Genomic DNA, 16717 nt, shown 5'->3' on the forward strand with positions numbered 1-16717 from the left:
CCTTTAGCCCTTCTTTTTTGAAGTGCTTTTTGGAGCAGCAAGATTACTTACGTTTTCTACGCTCTTCTCAAAATTTGTGAATGAGTCGGCCATTGCAGCTCGAATCAATTCAAAATTCTGAAGGGCATTATTAAACGAAGTTTTAAAGACGGAGACATAGGCTTCACTACCCAGAGGCGCATTGTCAGTAGCATCATTAACAAAATGAATCAAATCCGCTTTAGATTCCTGAATCATCTTCTCAGCAATATCCGCCAATTCTTGGTTGCCACTTTTTAGAACTTGTAACAGTTCATTGTGATATTGGGTGATTTCTTTAGCAGCATCCTGCAACACTTCCGCATGAACATATTCGAAAGCGGATCGTGGATCTTGAGTTTTCATCAACTCAGATACCCTCTTCTGAATCATCCCTGCCAACTCTTGGGTTGCTTTCTGATTTATTTGCGCAATAGCTTGAGCGCTCTCGATTGCTACACGTCCAGCAGCCTTAGTGGCATCAATGGCTCGCTGTTGGCCTCTTGCAGCATTTAACTCCAATGTTTTCTTGCTCATATCTACCTTTCTGATGGGTATAGATACTTATCAATCTACTCTGCTTGAGCAAGGTTTCTATAGAGGAATACCAGTAGATAAACAAAACCTTAGAAAGAAAAACCCCAGTTATCGCTAACTGGGGTCTCAAGCTATTCCAATACTTGGGGCGGCTAAATATTACTTATTTGCTGGTTGTTTTTTTGGTAGGCTATTTAATACAGCAGCATTATTCAGCTGCTGATCAACTAAATAAAGGGTGCCTCCGTAATTTGCCTGCAGATCATATCCAGAAAGCCCAACGGTATAAAAAGTGATCTCGGGGTTGAATGACCGAATTTCACCACCAGAACCTGCTGAGAAATTAGCATCCACATCCACCCCACCACGTTGTCCATCAATCGATGTCAATAAGAACTGATCAATTGCACCAGGAGTCTTGAAGATGACGATCTGATACTGCACTTGGTAACCAGCTCCAACACCCTCACCCGTTTTCAGGTCCTGCATAAAAATCGGATCCTTGCGGCGCTTATCAAATAACACGCCTTCACCTCGCGCAAGCACCAATAAAACAATGTTGACGTTAGTAGCGTTAAATACCGCATAACCTGCCGCTTCATCAATTTGTTTTTGTACAGCTGGGTTTTGTTTGAGAAGCGCATCTAGACCTGTTTTAGCCATCTGCAAGGTAGCATCCCGCTTTTGCGCAATTTCTGCTGGGGTCAACGGCTTACCATCCTTGCTGGTGGATTGGCAGGCAGAAAGAAAAAACACCGCAAGCAAGCTTGCGGCAACTAGTTTAGATAAAGAGCTAAATTTCATTGTCTTCATTAATTTACAGAAATAGTAGAAAGTGGCTTGTCTAACTTGATGTATTTAATTTCTTTGGCATTCATGTCCATTTTCTTTAAATCATAAGTGTAGATATTGGTGCTCTCAAACATCTTGAGGTTGTAGACCAGATTTTTGTTGTCCGCCACAACTGACCACTCAGTGATTTCAATTCCACCAGCGCCACCGCCATAAGCATTCGTAGCAGGCAAGCTAATGGCTCCAGGTGGAATATCAAAACTACCCAAGATATGCCAAGCAGTATTGACCTGTTGTGTAGTTGGGTAAGACGTTGGAACAGACTTACTCAGAAATAATGCACGAATAAAACGACTTGGACTTAAGTAGTCGCCTGGCAATCCATGTAGACCGCTACCTGAGCTAGGAGGCACATAAGTAGCGCCATTAATCATCATTGGATTTTTTTCCACATTAGTGAGATTGGCATAGTTACCAATATTGTTTAACTGATCCCTAAATGCTGGATCGTTAGTCATAACGCCTGTTGGGTTATCGGTAATTACCAATTCGCCTTTGAGGTACTCAATCACAATACTCTTACCGCTCGCATCATGAAGTGTCATACGGACTGGAGCAGATTTATTGTTATAAGCAGGAATAGTGGAGCGATTAATCTTAATCTTCTGAAAACCTGCTTTAACTTCATCAACCGTAGCAAAGTTGGTTAATGCATAAATCAACATCTGCACAGAAGCAATACTGCTTGCAGAATCCGCAGGGCTCACCACTTGATATACCGCAGTATTTGGAGCGTTTAATAAGCCGCCCACCAAACCTTTTTCATTCATACCATCCAATAAGACTGGCATACCTAAACCATTCATGCCAGCAGCAGCATATTTAGTAGTCCAATTCAGACCGGTTCCAGGTTTACCATCCACACCCACGCCAGCCATGGCCAGATTTCTAGGAATCACTGTGAGCTGAGACTTGAGTGGCAATCCGAATTCCATCGTACGACCATATACAAAACCACCATCACTACCTTTTAGCAAAAAGCTGGTACATGCATTACTCGCAAGCGGAGCAAATGCAAATGATGCTGCGACTGTAGCAGCGACCATTTTTTTAATTAATTTTTGACTCATTATTTTTCCCTTTAACTTTCTGCTGCTCTATTAATGAAATTTATGCAAGCCTAACAATCGAATGCAAATTCATATTCATTGATACATCCGCTTCAGCAGGCTTAGTGAGAATATAGGCCAAAACACAGGCTGCCAATATTACCAATGCACCTGCTACCAAACTCCAACTTTTGACATTTGACCGCACTTTTAAACCCTCTCTCAATAAGCCATAAGCCGATACCCTGCTCAGATGGCTCATACACCTCATTTTAAGGGCATACTAGAGCCACTATGAAAGTATCCCGCTGGACCCAATATTGGCACCATATAGGCGCCACCCCTAGATTACTCATTGTGACGGTCACTGGGCTTGGTTCTTTTTTCTTACTGCCAGGAGATCTGAGCTCCGTTGTCCGTTTGGCTCTCTCGTGGGTTTTTGCAGGCGGCCTATATCTGACATTGACGTACGTCATGATGTACTTCTCAACCCCACAGAACATGCTAACCCTTTCCCAAAAAGAGGATGACGGTGCAGCGATGATTCTTTTGGTGATCGTGCTTGCAGCCGTCGCCAGCCTAGTCACGATTGTGTTGATGCTGGCCGATATCAAAGCGCTCCCCATCCACCTTGCGATTCGTCATGTTGGATTAGTGCTGGCAACCTATATTGTTTCTTGGCTATATGTTCATACCGCTTTTGCCTTGCACTATGCCCATGTTTATTATCAAGAGCTTGAAAAAACTAAAGAGCCGCCTTTGCTTTTCGCCTCTAAACTCAGGCCTACCTATATAGACTTTCTGTATTTCTCTATCGTGATCGGTATGACTTGCCAAACTGCCGATGTCAACATCGCCAGCTCCAGAATGCGGTTCTTAGTCATGATTCAAGGCATGACAGGTTTTGTATTCAACACTTCATTACTTGCGTTGGGGATCAATCTCATCTCCGGTGTAGTGGCTATCAATTAGTAGCAGATAGAACCCTCCTAGCAAAACAATTGCCTCCATAAAGTAAAAGCCAACCCGAAGGTTGGCTTTTTATTAAAACAAATTAATTTAAGAAACTACCTTATTGCAGTGGTCTAGGTTTCTTTGTTTCTGATACTGGAATCACCTTGCCGCCCAAGACCGTTGCATACACACCAACATTCTTAATATTGTTTACAGGAACAGTTTGTGGATCAGCATCTAACACCGCAAAGTCAGCAAACTTACCAGCCTCAATACTGCCTACCTTATCCTCAACACCCAATGTATAAGCTGCATTAATCGTGATCATCTTCATTGCATCATTGGCTGTAACGGCTTCAGCAGGAGCCCATACTTTGCCATCGTTATATACATCCTTACGGGTCACCGCAGTCCATGCCTCTTTTAGCGGTACAGGTGCAGATACTGGCGCATCAGAATGAATTGATGTAACGATCCCATTGCGAACCAAGGTTCCTAAGCGCGTGGCATAGGACACACGATCAACACCCAAAGCTGGATACTCTAATTTAGCGCGTTCTGAGATATAAGACATGTTTGCACTAACCACCGCACCGAGAGCTTTGATCTTCATTACCATGGCTGTTGATGGAATGCCAAAGTGATTGATGGTGTAACGATGGTCAAAGCGAGGTTTATCATCAATCATTAATTGCAAGGCATTTATGGAGTTTTGATTGCCAATATCACCATTGCTGTGAATATGAATGTGGTATCCAGCATTCCACCAAGGCTTCATTGCGTTAGCAAAGTCTTGCGCCGACTTGAAGTTAGATGAACCTAGACTGCCATCAATATATCCCGGATGTTCCATGCGCATCGTTTCTGGTAGATAACCGCCATCGCTATAAAACTTAACGCCTTGGAAAATCAAGCGATCATTATCTTGCTGTGATAACGCCTGAGCTTCTGCAATTGCCTTATCACCATACTTTTGAATAAAGGGATCTGCGTAAACCACAGGAACAATTCGCAGCGCTCCAGCAGGCGATTGGCTAAAAGCTTTAGCAATTTTTAACTCCATATCAATATTGAGGGAACCAAACGCTAAATCACCTGAAGTGGTAATGCCGCCTTGCTGCATGAGATCGCTCATATACAAATAATCAGTGGGAATTTCACTGGGCTTAAGAACATCTTTTCCAGCCAACTTCAAAATATAGCTTAACGCTGGAATTTCCAAAAACTGACCATTGAGTTGACCATCTTTATCAAGCATGGCTCCTTTTACATTCTTCGTTTTCTCTGGAGTAATGTCATATGCCTTAAGGAAAGCACTATTGACATACATATCATGGCCTGAAGCATCCCAAACAGCGATTGGACGAGTAGTAGAAGCTTGATCCAACAGTTGGCGATCAGGCGTCTTGCCCATCGCTACTACGTCATATCCCCACGCCAACAAAGTCTGATTGGGATCTTTAATATCATCCGAATATTTTTTGAGTTGAGCTATCGCTGCCTGTAGGTTTGGAACACCAGGGAATGCAGGGCCCCATGGATTAGGCATTGGAGATGGAGTGAGCAATGGCTTGTTAAATAAAATTCCACCTAACAAAGGATGTGCATGTGGCTCAACAAAGCCTGGATAAATGACTTTGTCAGAAAACTGTCGGTTAATCTGGGTCGGATACTTATCAGTCCAAGGCTTCAAATCTTCCAAAGAGCCTACTGACAAAATACGGCCATCTGCTACAGCGACAGCAGTTGCATTGGGAATCGCTGGGTCCATCGTGACAATCTTTTTGGCCACAAAGACAGTGATATTAGAAACCTTAGGTGTAGATGGCGGCTCAAGCAATTGAACAGCACCGGCAAGGCCAGAGAAGAGGCCGATGATGCCAACGGCAATGAGTTTAAATTTGAAGTTCATAAATATCCCGAATGATATGGATTAGATAGTGATACTAAATGAGATTTATGTGATGACCTACTAGCATCAACATACTAGTATGGTGTTAATGCAAACACCCGCCGAAGCGGGTGTTTAGGTCAATTCGACTTGCAAACAAAAATTACTTCAAAGCAACAGGCTTACCATCAATCCAAGTGCCATTCACTTTGATATTGCGGATTTCTGATGGAGGGGTTTTGCGAGGATTCTTCTCAAGAACTACCAAGTCAGCTTGCTTACCCACTTCTAAGCTACCCACGATGTTGTCAGCAAAGACTTGATAAGCAGCATCGATTGTCACCGCCCGAATAGCATCATCCACTGTCACCGCCTGATCTGGTCCGAGCACTTTTTGTGGTGGCAACTGCCATAAACGAGTGACTTCTTCGCTAATGTAATTCAGAGGGCCAACGTTAGAAACAGGTGTATCGCTATGTAAAGTAAATTTGCCACCTAAGCGCTTAAAGTCTCCAGCAGGATCAATACGCTTGGCACGCTCTGCACCAAGAATTTCATTATTGAAAGCAGCACCCCAATAATTGACATGACCAATCGTGAAACTAGGAATGACACCCAACTTCACCGCCTTTTTTACCTGACCTTCGTTATTCACTGTGAAATGCTCTAGACGTAAACGACGATCTTGTGGATTAGGATTACCTGCCAAGAGCTTGCTATAACTATTTAAAGCCTGATCAATGGTTTTATCGCCATTCGCATGCGTAGAAATTTGCCAACCTTGATCAAAGTAGGATTTCATGGATGTGTAGATTTCATCATCCTTAAAATCCAGAGCCCCACTCCACTTAGAGTTTTTAGGGTAGGTATATGGCTTGGTTAAAGCTGCAGTAAGTCCCTGTGTAGATCCATCGCCAATGTATTTAATACCAATAAATCGCAACTGGTCATCACCTTCGTTTGGTTTGATAGAAGTCTTACCATTCGGAATTGACTCGCTGAACAAATACCCACGCAAACGAATAGGAGATGCGTTTTTTGCAAAAATTGCTTTATAGATTGCCACCTCTTTATCGACACCAAAATTACCTCCGACACTCATATCCGAAGCGGTAGTCACGCCTGTGGAGGCCATCTTTTTCATCGTCCCCACAATGGCGCCAAATAATTGAGCCTCGGTAGGATTAGGCATCTTAGCCATGAATGGCAAGTAAGTAGGTGGCTCAATCAACTTGCCTGTGAGCTTACCTTGAGCATCCTTTACATAGATGCCACCGCCAGGTGGATTAGGCGTCTTCTCGGTAACACCAGCAAGCTCAAGCGCCTTGTGATTTACATAGCCGATGTGACCAGATTGATTCACAATAAAAATAGGCACATCTTTAGAAACCTTGTCTAAGTCATCAGCATTCAGTTCAGCCATGAATGGCGAGGTACGCGATGGGTCAACGCCGAAACCGAATAACCAGCCCCCAGCTGGAACATCCTTCAAAGCAGCCTTCATCTTTTGAATCAAGGTTTCTTTGGTATCGTAAGGTAATGTGAAATTGCTTAAGTTCAAACCTATACCTTCAAAAACTGAGGTCACAATAATATGTACGTGTGGCTCCACGAAACCCGGCATTAATGTTTGACCTTTGAGATCTACCACCCTGGTGTTATCTGCTTGCCATTCTTTAGTAACAGCATCTTTAGAGCCAACCGCAACGATCTTGCCGTTTTGAACAGCAAGAGCTTGCACTTCTTCATTCTTAGCATTAACTGTCAAAATTGGACCACCATAAAAAATAGTGTCAGCATTGCCTTTAGCAAATACCAATGCGCATTGCGCCATGAGTAATGCTGAGAGTAGTTTTGGTGTGAAACTCATATTTAAATCCCCTTTTTTAAACACTACTGTTAGCCACAACTTTATCTAATAGATTAGCCAGGACATTACACATATTAAATACTGCCACAAATAAGATACATAAAAAAACCACCCAAGAGAGTGGCTTTTTTACATTTAGCTGATGAGATTATTTCAATATAACTAGGGTTGCTGTAGCACGTGCACCCCAGCCTGATGGACCACCCGGAGTATTACTTACGTAATACATTGGGCCACCACCAATTGAAATTGGCACGCCGTCAATCACAAACAACTTAGAAACACCAGCATAAAGTGGGTTAGATGTGCGATGCGTATCGTAGTTATAGAGCGCTTCCATGTTAACGGTAGCAGTCCATGCCGTTTTGGTTGTATAGGCGACAAACGGTTGTCCGTACAAATTATTTTGCGTACCGTATGCGGGATTGCCGCCCACATTCCAAGATTGATAGCCTAGCAATCCATAAGTCCATGGGCCTTCACGATTTAGAACAACAGCAGTCACACCCGCACCGGTTTGCTGTGAACCAAAATGGCCGCTATTGCCCGATGGAGATTGTGCATAAGGGCCAATACCCCAAATCCATGAGGAGTTGGTATTAGGAGCGTAGAAAGACTCAAGGGTCACGCTGGCAATGCCGTAAGCAGAGTAAGAGCGTCCTGGCGCATATTGCACACTAGTCTCGCGCACACCCGCCACAATTGGACGAACAATGAATGTATCGCCACCACCTAAATTAAAGGGCATGACTGGCTGGAAGAGCAATGTCTGCTCAGAGCCGCCTTGGTTCAAGCCAACACCACGATTGAACTCATACTGCAATGGCACTGAGATCATATTAGCGATCGGGTTGGCCAACTTCTTAGCAATATCAACGCTATCAACCGCAGGTTTTGGCGCTGGCAGCTCGCCAGATTTTTCAGCGGCCACAGTCCCTGCGCGAGCAGGAATTTCTTGTGCAAATGCTGCGGATATACAGACAAAAACCGCAGTGCCGGTCAGGACTAACTGAAGAGTACGTTTCATAAGAATCTATAAATTAAAAATGGAAAGTCGCGGATAACTGCGGACCTTGAAAGGTTGTCTTTTGAAGTAGGCCTGCGCCATTGGTTTTTGAACTACTCATGTCATAGTAAAGGGTACGATAAACCAAGGAAACATCAACCCATTTCTCAAACGTCTTACCAATACCTGCCATTGCTTGCCACGTAAGATTAGTCGTGCCACCGCCACTGCCGATATCAGCATAAAATGGGATGTACCATGAAGAACCTGCAATACGGTAGCGCCCCTTAAAGCCCGCAATTGGATCGGTTGTGCTAACAGACTTAGAGTCGCTTAAAGAATAATGCGTGCCATCAAGCGCAAGGTTGATGGTTGCAGTAATACTAATCCAACGAACTCCTAATAAGCCATCAACGGTAGCATCTAGAGTGCTTAAAAGGTTATAGGTTGCTGCACCAGTTAAAAAAGTTTGCTGAACAGTAGGCTTCAAGCCCAATCTAAAGTTGTAACCTGGCGCTGGAGTTACTGATACTGTGTCAGTCTTTTGTAAGGTAGCACTAACTAAGTCCGCCATTATTCCCCAATTACCATAATGAGCCTCTCCAGCAATCATCCCTCCAGACTTTAGATTGCTGATGATCTTATCCATATTCACATCTGCAGTACTTAAGTATTGGCCTTTGTAATTGAGTGTTGAGCTTACATTAGGCCCCCATACATACGGTGTTAAATCAAATGTCCACTCATTTGCGATCTTGGGGATTGGGGTAAGTTGCTCATCTGCGTGCGCCATACTTATAGGCCCAATTAATGCGCATACAAAAAAAAGGGTAATCAGGATTTTCTTATTCATAAAAGTACAAGTAAGGTTGGGTTAATTAAAATTTGGATTGAAATATAGAATTCTTAGAAGTATCAAATTAATTATTGAAAGCGCTCACCATCGAAATTGTGGAGATGATACCTAGGCAAAAGAAAATACAGTCTGAGGGACTGTATTTGATATGCAAATTCAAGTGCGTCAGTCGATATCATCAGGGTTTGAGATCAAGCTCAATCAAATAACTCTGAATTATGCTCTTAAATTGGGGTGAAATTGGCAAATTAAGACCCTCTCAATCATTCTTACAATTTCCTACAAGCGCTTGTGGAATTAGCCCAGCACTGAGCTGAGACAAAGCCTTAAAAATTGAATGAGATCTTGGCGTAACTCGACCAGTCATATTGCCGGTAGGTTTGTACTAGTTGCTTACTACCACCTATCGCAACTACCCAATTTTTATCTAAACGATGGGTGACCATGGCATCAATCGGCACAAACCACCCTCCGCCAGCGGAGTTATATGCCATGCCATTTTCATCCCAAAAACGGAGCATCGTGTTTGGCGTAAGCTCAAAACCGATTGTGGGGAATATCTGCAATTTTCTCAACAATGGAGGTTGATTGGGATTAACGCTGGGACTATTATTTTTTGTGTCAAAACCATACATGTAACGCAGTAAAGGCGAGAAGTCTGTTACGTGCAGAAGGCTGTCCACTTCTGGGGTGAATGTCCACCCCAATTGAGGTCCAACAGCCCATTGTCCGTTATTGCCAAATGGAAAAATGACGCGGCCTCCAAAGAGCGCATGCAATGGTTTTAAAAAGGTGTGATCTTGCCCCCAAACAGTCAACATTGTATTGCCGGCACTGTACTGGCCAGAGCCATTGGGCGCGGTTAAGGAATTGAAATTAGAAACGACTGAGGTATCTAAACGCACACGACCGCGCCAAGAGTCATACTCTAAGGGGTTGTAATAACGCAATGTAAGTGTATTTACGTAGTTATCGCTACCGTCGTAATTGTGATAAGCCCAAAACTCAAGCACTCTACTGTCAGCCAACTGCTGAGAATCATTATCGAATTTTGAAATCGGAACTAATAAATCTTCAGCATGCGAAAACGAAATTAAGGAGGAGAGCAGAAGAAATAAAAAAAATTTCATTATTAGATTTTTATTAATTTACGGCGTAAGTATTGCATTCTTTACTTACATTACTTTTGCTAAATACAGGATTTTAAGTTCTACAAGAATTTACTCTAACTCGCTGAACACTAAATTGACGGCGACTTTGACAATCTTTTTCCACCACCTTATTCAAAAAATTAGATGTAGAAAGGCTTTTACCTATCAAATATTAATTATCTAATTTTTCGATCATAAATATCTAATTTATTCATTAGACAAATAAACAACTCAGGTTCAAAATCCATACAGTTGTATTAGCAAACAAAAGATTGATTAACCAAAACAAGGAGCACAGTATGTCCATTATCAATACCGCAGTTCAGCCATTTAAAACCGAAGCTTTCCACAACGGTAAGTTCGTAACCGTTACTGACGAAACCCTCAAGGGCCATTGGTCAGTATTGATTTTCATGCCAGCAGCATTTACTTTTAACTGCCCAACCGAAATCGAAGACGCAGCAGAAAACTATGCTGAGTTTCAGAAATTGGGCGCTGAAGTGTATATCGTCACTACTGATACTCATTTTTCTCACAAAGTTTGGCACGAAACTTCACCTGCAGTAGGAAAGGCTAAGTTCCCACTCGTTGGCGATCCAACACACACTTTGACAAATGCTTTTGGCGTACATATTCCTGAAGCAGGTTTAGCACTGCGTGGCACATTCATCATCAATCCTGAAGGCATTATCAAGACTGCAGAAATTCATTCCAATGAAATCGCACGTGATGTTTCAGAAACATTGCGTAAGTTAAAAGCTGCTCAGTACACAGCCGCTCACCCAGGTGAAGTATGCCCAGCGAAGTGGAAGGAAGGCGCTGCAACATTGACTCCTTCTTTAGACCTCGTAGGCAAGATCTAAGGTAGTTCACTCATCCATAGACTCTCTTCGGAGAGTCTATTGGAGAGGAAGCCATCCTGCCCAATAGACTCACCTAAACAAATAGTTAAGGAAATATCATGCTCGATACCAACATCAAATCTCAATTAAAGATTTATTTTGAAAAGATCGTTAGCCCAATTGTTTTAACAGCAACCGTTGATAACGGTGATAGCTCTCAGCAGATGCTCGAACTGTTAAATGAAGTAGCCGAGCAATCGGACAAAATTACTATCAAAACCGATGGCAAGAGCGATCACATCCCAAGCTTTACCGTCAGCAAAGTAGATCAAGCAGCTCGCATTACCTTCGCAGGTTTGCCAATGGGTCATGAAATGACTTCTTTTATCTTGGCAATTTTGCAAGCGAGTGGTTACCCAGCAAAAGTTGAGCAAGACGTGATTGATCGAATCATCAAGTTAGACAGCAAGCTCCACTTCCAAACCTTTATTTCTTTGTCTTGCCACAACTGCCCTGATGTCGTGCAGGCACTGAACTTGATGGCGGCATTAAATCCAAACGTCACTCATGAAATGGTGGACGGCGCTTTATATCAAAACTTGGTAGATCAATACCAGATCATGGCTGTACCAACAGTCATCCTAAATGGCGAAGTCTTTGGTCAGGGTCGTATGAGCGTCGAAGAGATTGTTGCCAAGCTCGATACTTCTAGCCCAAAAGAAGAAGCGGCGAAGTTGTCTGCCAAAGATCCCTATGACGTATTGGTGATTGGCGGTGGCCCTGCTGGTGCTGCTGCAGCCATTTATGCTGCTCGCAAGGGAATTCGGACAGGCATTGTGGCGGAACGCTTTGGCGGTCAAGTAATGGATACCATGGGAATTGAAAACTTCATCTCCGTCAAGGAGACTGAGGGCCCAAAATTAGTTCAAGCCCTAGAGCAACATGTCAAAAGCTATGAAGTAGACATCATGAATTTACAGCGCGCAAATGCACTCCGTAAAACCGATCATGGCATTGAAGTGGAATTGATCAATGGCGCGGTGCTGACCAGTAAATCAGTCATTCTGAGTACTGGTGCTCGCTGGAGAGAAATGAATGTTCCTGGGGAGCAAGAATATCGCGGCAAAGGAGTTGCATACTGCCCTCACTGTGATGGCCCTCTATTTAAAGGTAAACGTGTTGCTGTGATTGGCGGTGGCAACTCTGGCGTTGAGGCTGCAATCGATTTAGCAGGCATCGTTAGTCACGTCACGCTAATCGAATTTGATAGCAAACTCCGCGCTGATGCCGTATTGCAAAGAAAGTTAGCTAGCCTACCAAACGTCACTGTAATTTTGAGCGCCCTTACAAAAGAAGTATTGGGAGCAAATGGCAAGGTAAATGGCTTGCGCTATCAAGACCGCACTAACAATACAGAGCATGCACTTGAGTTGGAGGGTATCTTTGTACAAATTGGCTTGTTACCGAATACCGATTGGCTCAAAGGCACTGTTGAATTATCGAAGCATGGCGAAGTAGTTGTAGATGCCAAAGGTGAGACCTCATTACCAGGCGTATTTGCCGCGGGTGATTGCACCACAGTTCCGTACAAGCAAATTATTATTGCGATGGGCGAAGGTGCCAAAGCTTCATTAGCCGCGTTTGATTACTTAATTCGTTCTTCAGTAGCAGAGCCTGAGGAAGCGGTGGCAGCTTAATATCTGCAAGCTTCTCAAACTAAAGGGAGTCTACGGACTCCCTTTTATATTGAATCAGCAAGGACTTTTATTCTGCGTCGCCAGGCCTAGGAGGCTGCCAAGGCCAACGACCGTCAATCTCCAGAGTCAGAGACCAGCTCAAGAAACAACGAATTAAAACAATTGCGCCCAACACAGCTACGCTAGTGAGGCTGGGGCTAATAGCTACTGTACGGATTACATCACCCGCCACCAATACTTCAAGCCCCAAAATGAGGGAGCGGACGATCTGAATTCGGAATGTTTTATAGGCAATATCAGCCGTTTGCGTTATCAGACCTTTTGCAAAACAGACTAGACCCCATAGAACTCCTAGGGAGACGACGGCAACGCCAAGGGCATCCATGAGGTCACTAACACCGCGAATGATTTCAATCAAGTTCATAGTCAATTCAGAATTTGGTAATACTTTCATATTAACTGTTTATTGAGTAACTACTTACTAGTAAAGCAATCCGCCCACTAGCCCGATTACCGCAAGGCAACTTTGCTCAATTTAAATTACACTGAGCCATCTTTTTGTATACACAAAACCCAAAGGAATCAGAATGAGCTTGATTGACAAACTGCAATGGCGCTATGCAACTAAAAAAATGGATGTCACTAAATCGGTACCCCAGGCCAAGGTAGAGCAGATATTAGAAGCAATTCGCCTCACCGCTAGCTCAAGTGGACTACAACCCTATGAAGTGCTGGTAGTAACTAATAAAGCGATACGGGAAAAAATTAAAGCGATTGCTTGGGATCAAACACAGATTGTGGACTGCTCTCACCTATTGGTTTTTGCCGCGTGGGATACCTACACCGCTGAGCGCATTAATACAGCATTTGATATGACGGAAGAAATTCGTAACTTCAAGAGTGAAGCTGGAGACATCTATCGTCAAAAACTACTAAGTGGTTACCCACCAAGAGATGCGGAAATCAATTACAACCATGCCGCAAAACAAGCTTATATTGGCTTAGGCACAGCCCTGATCGCTGCAGCTTATGAAGAAGTAGACTCTACTCCGATGGAAGGTTTTGATCCAGCAGCGCTAGACGAAATTCTGAACCTCAAAGCCAAAGGTTTAAGAAGCGTGGTGATGCTGCCATTAGGATATAGAAAAGCGGATGAAGATTGGCTCGTCAATCTTAAAAAGGTTCGCAAACCCAAAGAGAGTTTTGTCACTTGGGTTGAATAATCACCTTACATCCCGTTGATAGAAAGCCAACCCATAGGTTGGCTTTTTTTATTGGCAATTATTTAGCAAAGGATGCATCCAGTATTTACCCCTAAGATTGATTTACATCAAATTTCATCTCGGAGATACTGATCAAATAGCTCATTATTACCCCAAGCACTCACTTACCAAAAGGCGTACACCATGCATAGCTCATTTAAACAATTACTACTCAGCTCTTTGCTACCTTTTGCGCTCCTCAGCACTTCTTCTCAAGCGGCTCAAACTGCTGATATTGTGTTTATTAATGGGCAAATTGAGACTCTCAATGCTAAGCAGCCAAGAGCGAATGCCGTTGCTGTAAAAGATGAAACGTTTATCGCAGTGGGCTCAAATCAAAAAATCAAATCCTTCGTTGGTCCATCAACCAAAATTGTTGATCTTCAGCAACAATTAGCAGTACCTGGACTGGTGGATGCTCATACCCACCCTATGGAAACCATTTGGTTAAAAGAGGTATGGGTTGATGCTCGCTACCCTGGCACACCCTCGGTGAAGCAGGCCCTACTGAATATCGCCGCACGTGTCATCACAACACCTAAAGATCAATGGATCTATGTTGCTGGTGTCTCCGCAAGTGAAAATAAGTTTGCTGAGAAACGCCTGCCTACCAAAGCAGAGTTAGATCAGGTAGCGCCTAATAATCCAGTCATTATGGCGAACGGTGCGCATATGGCTATTGCTAATAGCGCAGCACTTGCAAAAATGGGGATTAAGAAAGGTGTAACGAGACTACGTCATGGCGCTGGTGTGCTGGCAGACAAAGATGGTGAACCGAATGGCGTCATCACGGATGGCATGGGGGATATTCCAGGCAGCCCCACCCCACAAGAAATCGCCCGCTATTACGCCACCGATATCGCAAAATTCTGGAATGCGAATGGCTTCACTTCCGTTATGGCTATCACTCCTGCTGCTGCAATACCCGTAATGCAAAGTGTTTCAATCAGCACACCTACTCCGAACATTCGCTATACCGCCTCTGTATGGGCCGCACCAAATGGTGAAGGCATGCCGAAAGATCTCAGTGTTTTTGAAATGCCTCCAAAAGCAAATCCTGCCTATTACCGTTTTGCCGCGATTAAAGCTTGGGTTGATGGTGAGAATGATTGCAGAACTGGCTATATGTATGAGCCCTATGTGGGCGTACAAGATACAGATCCACCGGGTGGTAAGGGTACCTTGGTAACCAATCAAGCATTGGCTAATCAATTTGCTGTGTTAGCCAATCAAAATAAGAAAATCACCATGCTGCATTGCTCAGGAGATGCTGCCGCCGATATTGGTCTCAATGCCTATGAAGCTGTCAGCCAGAAGCAAGCTAGCAATACCATTAAACGGATTGAGCACTTTGGCATGTTTCAGCTAACACCCGAGCAATTAAAACGTGGGATAGCACTGAAGAAAAATAATTTTCATCTCTCCTCTCAACCCATTTGGTTGCTTGAGCTCGTAAATGCAGATTACGAAAATATGGGAATAGCCAGAGCGAAGACAGGCTATCAATTTAAGACCATGATCAAAGCAGGCTTAGAGCCTGCCGCTAGTACTGACATGACTGGTATTTATCTTGGCAATATTGATCCCTTTAAAGCCATCTATGCCACCGTCACCAGACAATCGGATATGGGCATATTTGAACCTCAAGAAGCTATCACTGTGCGCGATGCATTAAAGATGTGGACTATTTGGCCAGCCAAGGCAGTCGGCGAGGACAAGATGAAAGGCAGTATTGAGGTTGGTAAGTTTGCCGACATGACTGTACTCTCAGATGATATTTTCCAAATACCCAAAGACTCTCTAAAAGATGTTAAGGCTTCCATGACTATTGTGGGTGGCAGAGTGGTCTACCAAAAATAAAGAACCCTCATCTGAAATGATCCAATAAAAAAGCCACCCGAAGGTGGCTTTTCTTTTAAAGCAGTTAAAACGTATTAAGCAGCTTTGCGGCTTTTTGCAGCTGGCTTAGCAGGAACAAATTGACCTTGAATGTTTGCCAAAGCAGCGTCAACACTCTTCTCAAAGTTTGCAAAAGCATCAGTTGCAGTAGCACGAGCTTGGTCAAACTGTTGGAGTGAAGTTTCAAATGCAGTTTTGAATGCAGAAACATAAGCCTCTGAACCAGCAGGAGCAGACTTAGTAGCTTCGTTAACAAACTTAACCAAATCAGCACGTGCGTCATCGATTGAAGAGTCAACTACTTGAGCAACTTCTTTGTTACCGTTACGAACTACTTTGTTTACTTTAGCTTGGTAAGCAGCAGCGTACTTAGCAGCTTCTTGAGCAGCTTCTGGCTGAGCTAATTTAGCTAACTGTTGTGGGTCCTTAATTGCCAACAATTGTGTGCTTGCATCTTGAGCAACAACTAAAGCATCTTTAGCAGCAGCTTGGTTGATTTCAGCTAATTCTTGAGCGCTTTCAACAGCAACTTGTGCCAAATGTTTAGCGTTTTCGATAGCTTTAGCTTGTGCATTAGCAATTTGATCGTTTAATTGAGTTTGAAACATGATTTATCCTAACTTTAAGTAATTGTGGGTTTTTTTATTGCGATGCACCATTTTAAGATCCCTATTTTCCTAATGCAAGATATTTTTGTTGCAGAGCAACATTTATTTTCTAAACCCCATTTTTAGGGCTTTAAATAGGGTTTTTACAGCAACACAGAAGACCCTCGGACCATGGCTTGGACCAGTTTTCTGTAGCAGCGATCTCAAAATCGCCTCATTTGGCCC

16 protein-coding genes are annotated in these 16717 nt (G+C 43.4%); 5 read left to right on the forward strand and 11 right to left on the reverse strand.

The window, feature by feature from the left end:
• Positions 1 to 3: 3 nt before the first annotated feature.
• From FD973_RS08830 to FD973_RS08845, 4 genes are all read right to left on the reverse strand, one after another.
• Positions 4 to 555 carry a phasin family protein gene (locus FD973_RS08830; protein WP_215322977.1) on the reverse strand — a complete coding sequence of 184 codons (552 nt, stop codon included), beginning with the start codon at positions 553 to 555 and terminating at the stop codon, positions 4 to 6.
• A 159-nt stretch (positions 556 to 714) separates the two neighbouring features.
• Positions 715 to 1359 (reverse strand): hypothetical protein, encoded by a 645-nt coding sequence (locus tag FD973_RS08835; protein WP_215322978.1) that lies wholly within the window; start codon positions 1357 to 1359, stop codon positions 715 to 717.
• 8 nt (positions 1360 to 1367) lie between these two features.
• Positions 1368 to 2477 (reverse strand): linear amide C-N hydrolase, encoded by a 1110-nt coding sequence (locus FD973_RS08840; RefSeq protein ID WP_215322979.1) that lies wholly within the window; start codon positions 2475 to 2477, stop codon positions 1368 to 1370.
• Between the two features lie 40 nt (positions 2478 to 2517).
• Complete coding sequence (locus tag FD973_RS08845; protein ID WP_215322980.1) at positions 2518 to 2718, reverse strand: hypothetical protein; 201 nt, start codon at positions 2716 to 2718, stop codon at positions 2518 to 2520.
• A gap of 32 nt (positions 2719 to 2750) precedes the next feature.
• On the opposite strand from FD973_RS08845, the gene FD973_RS08850 reads away from it, so the two are divergent.
• The gene (locus FD973_RS08850; RefSeq protein ID WP_215322982.1) at positions 2751 to 3428 is read left to right on the forward strand and encodes a DUF1345 domain-containing protein; all 678 of its coding nucleotides are present in this window, start codon (positions 2751 to 2753) and stop codon (positions 3426 to 3428) included.
• Between the two features lie 100 nt (positions 3429 to 3528).
• On the opposite strand, the gene FD973_RS08855 is transcribed toward FD973_RS08850, so the two are convergent.
• From FD973_RS08855 to FD973_RS08875, 5 genes are all read right to left on the reverse strand, one after another.
• On the reverse strand, positions 3529 to 5322 hold the full coding sequence (locus tag FD973_RS08855) for an amidohydrolase (protein ID WP_215322984.1): 1794 nt from the start codon (positions 5320 to 5322) through the stop codon (positions 3529 to 3531).
• A gap of 142 nt (positions 5323 to 5464) precedes the next feature.
• Entirely contained in the window at positions 5465 to 7171 is a 1707-nt protein-coding gene (locus FD973_RS08860; RefSeq protein ID WP_215322986.1) for an amidohydrolase, read from the reverse strand.
• Positions 7172 to 7319: 148 nt separating this feature from the next.
• Complete coding sequence (locus FD973_RS08865) at positions 7320 to 8198, reverse strand: hypothetical protein (RefSeq protein WP_215322987.1); 879 nt, start codon at positions 8196 to 8198, stop codon at positions 7320 to 7322.
• Positions 8199 to 8211: 13 nt separating this feature from the next.
• A complete protein-coding gene (locus FD973_RS08870; protein ID WP_251368760.1) occupies positions 8212 to 8970 on the reverse strand; it encodes a hypothetical protein in 759 nt (252 codons plus the stop codon).
• Between the two features lie 389 nt (positions 8971 to 9359).
• Positions 9360 to 10163, reverse strand: a complete 804-nt coding sequence (locus FD973_RS08875; protein ID WP_251368761.1) for a hypothetical protein — start codon at positions 10161 to 10163, stop codon at positions 9360 to 9362.
• 320 nt (positions 10164 to 10483) lie between these two features.
• On the opposite strand from FD973_RS08875, the gene ahpC reads away from it, so the two are divergent.
• Positions 10484 to 11047 carry an alkyl hydroperoxide reductase subunit C gene (ahpC, locus tag FD973_RS08880; protein ID WP_215322991.1) on the forward strand — a complete coding sequence of 188 codons (564 nt, stop codon included), beginning with the start codon at positions 10484 to 10486 and terminating at the stop codon, positions 11045 to 11047.
• 98 nt (positions 11048 to 11145) lie between these two features.
• Positions 11146 to 12723 carry an alkyl hydroperoxide reductase subunit F gene (gene ahpF / locus FD973_RS08885; RefSeq protein WP_215322993.1) on the forward strand — a complete coding sequence of 526 codons (1578 nt, stop codon included), beginning with the start codon at positions 11146 to 11148 and terminating at the stop codon, positions 12721 to 12723.
• A gap of 67 nt (positions 12724 to 12790) precedes the next feature.
• Here ahpF and FD973_RS08890 read toward each other — a convergent pair whose 3' ends face one another.
• The gene (locus FD973_RS08890) at positions 12791 to 13177 is read right to left on the reverse strand and encodes a DUF1622 domain-containing protein (RefSeq protein ID WP_251368762.1); all 387 of its coding nucleotides are present in this window, start codon (positions 13175 to 13177) and stop codon (positions 12791 to 12793) included.
• Between the two features lie 133 nt (positions 13178 to 13310).
• Here FD973_RS08890 and FD973_RS08895 point away from each other — a divergent pair, with 133 nt between their 5' ends.
• Both FD973_RS08895 and FD973_RS08900 read left to right on the forward strand, forming a co-directional pair.
• The gene (locus tag FD973_RS08895; RefSeq protein ID WP_215322995.1) at positions 13311 to 13946 is read left to right on the forward strand and encodes an NAD(P)H-dependent oxidoreductase; all 636 of its coding nucleotides are present in this window, start codon (positions 13311 to 13313) and stop codon (positions 13944 to 13946) included.
• A gap of 183 nt (positions 13947 to 14129) precedes the next feature.
• Positions 14130 to 15845, forward strand: a complete 1716-nt coding sequence (locus FD973_RS08900; RefSeq protein ID WP_215322997.1) for an amidohydrolase — start codon at positions 14130 to 14132, stop codon at positions 15843 to 15845.
• A 74-nt stretch (positions 15846 to 15919) separates the two neighbouring features.
• Here FD973_RS08900 and FD973_RS08905 read toward each other — a convergent pair whose 3' ends face one another.
• The gene (locus tag FD973_RS08905) at positions 15920 to 16492 is read right to left on the reverse strand and encodes a phasin family protein (RefSeq protein WP_215322998.1); all 573 of its coding nucleotides are present in this window, start codon (positions 16490 to 16492) and stop codon (positions 15920 to 15922) included.
• Positions 16493 to 16717: the final 225 nt, after the last annotated feature.

It is taken from the genome of Polynucleobacter sp. MWH-Braz-FAM2G (genome assembly GCF_018687635.1).
Lineage (GTDB): Bacteria > Pseudomonadota > Gammaproteobacteria > Burkholderiales > Burkholderiaceae > Polynucleobacter.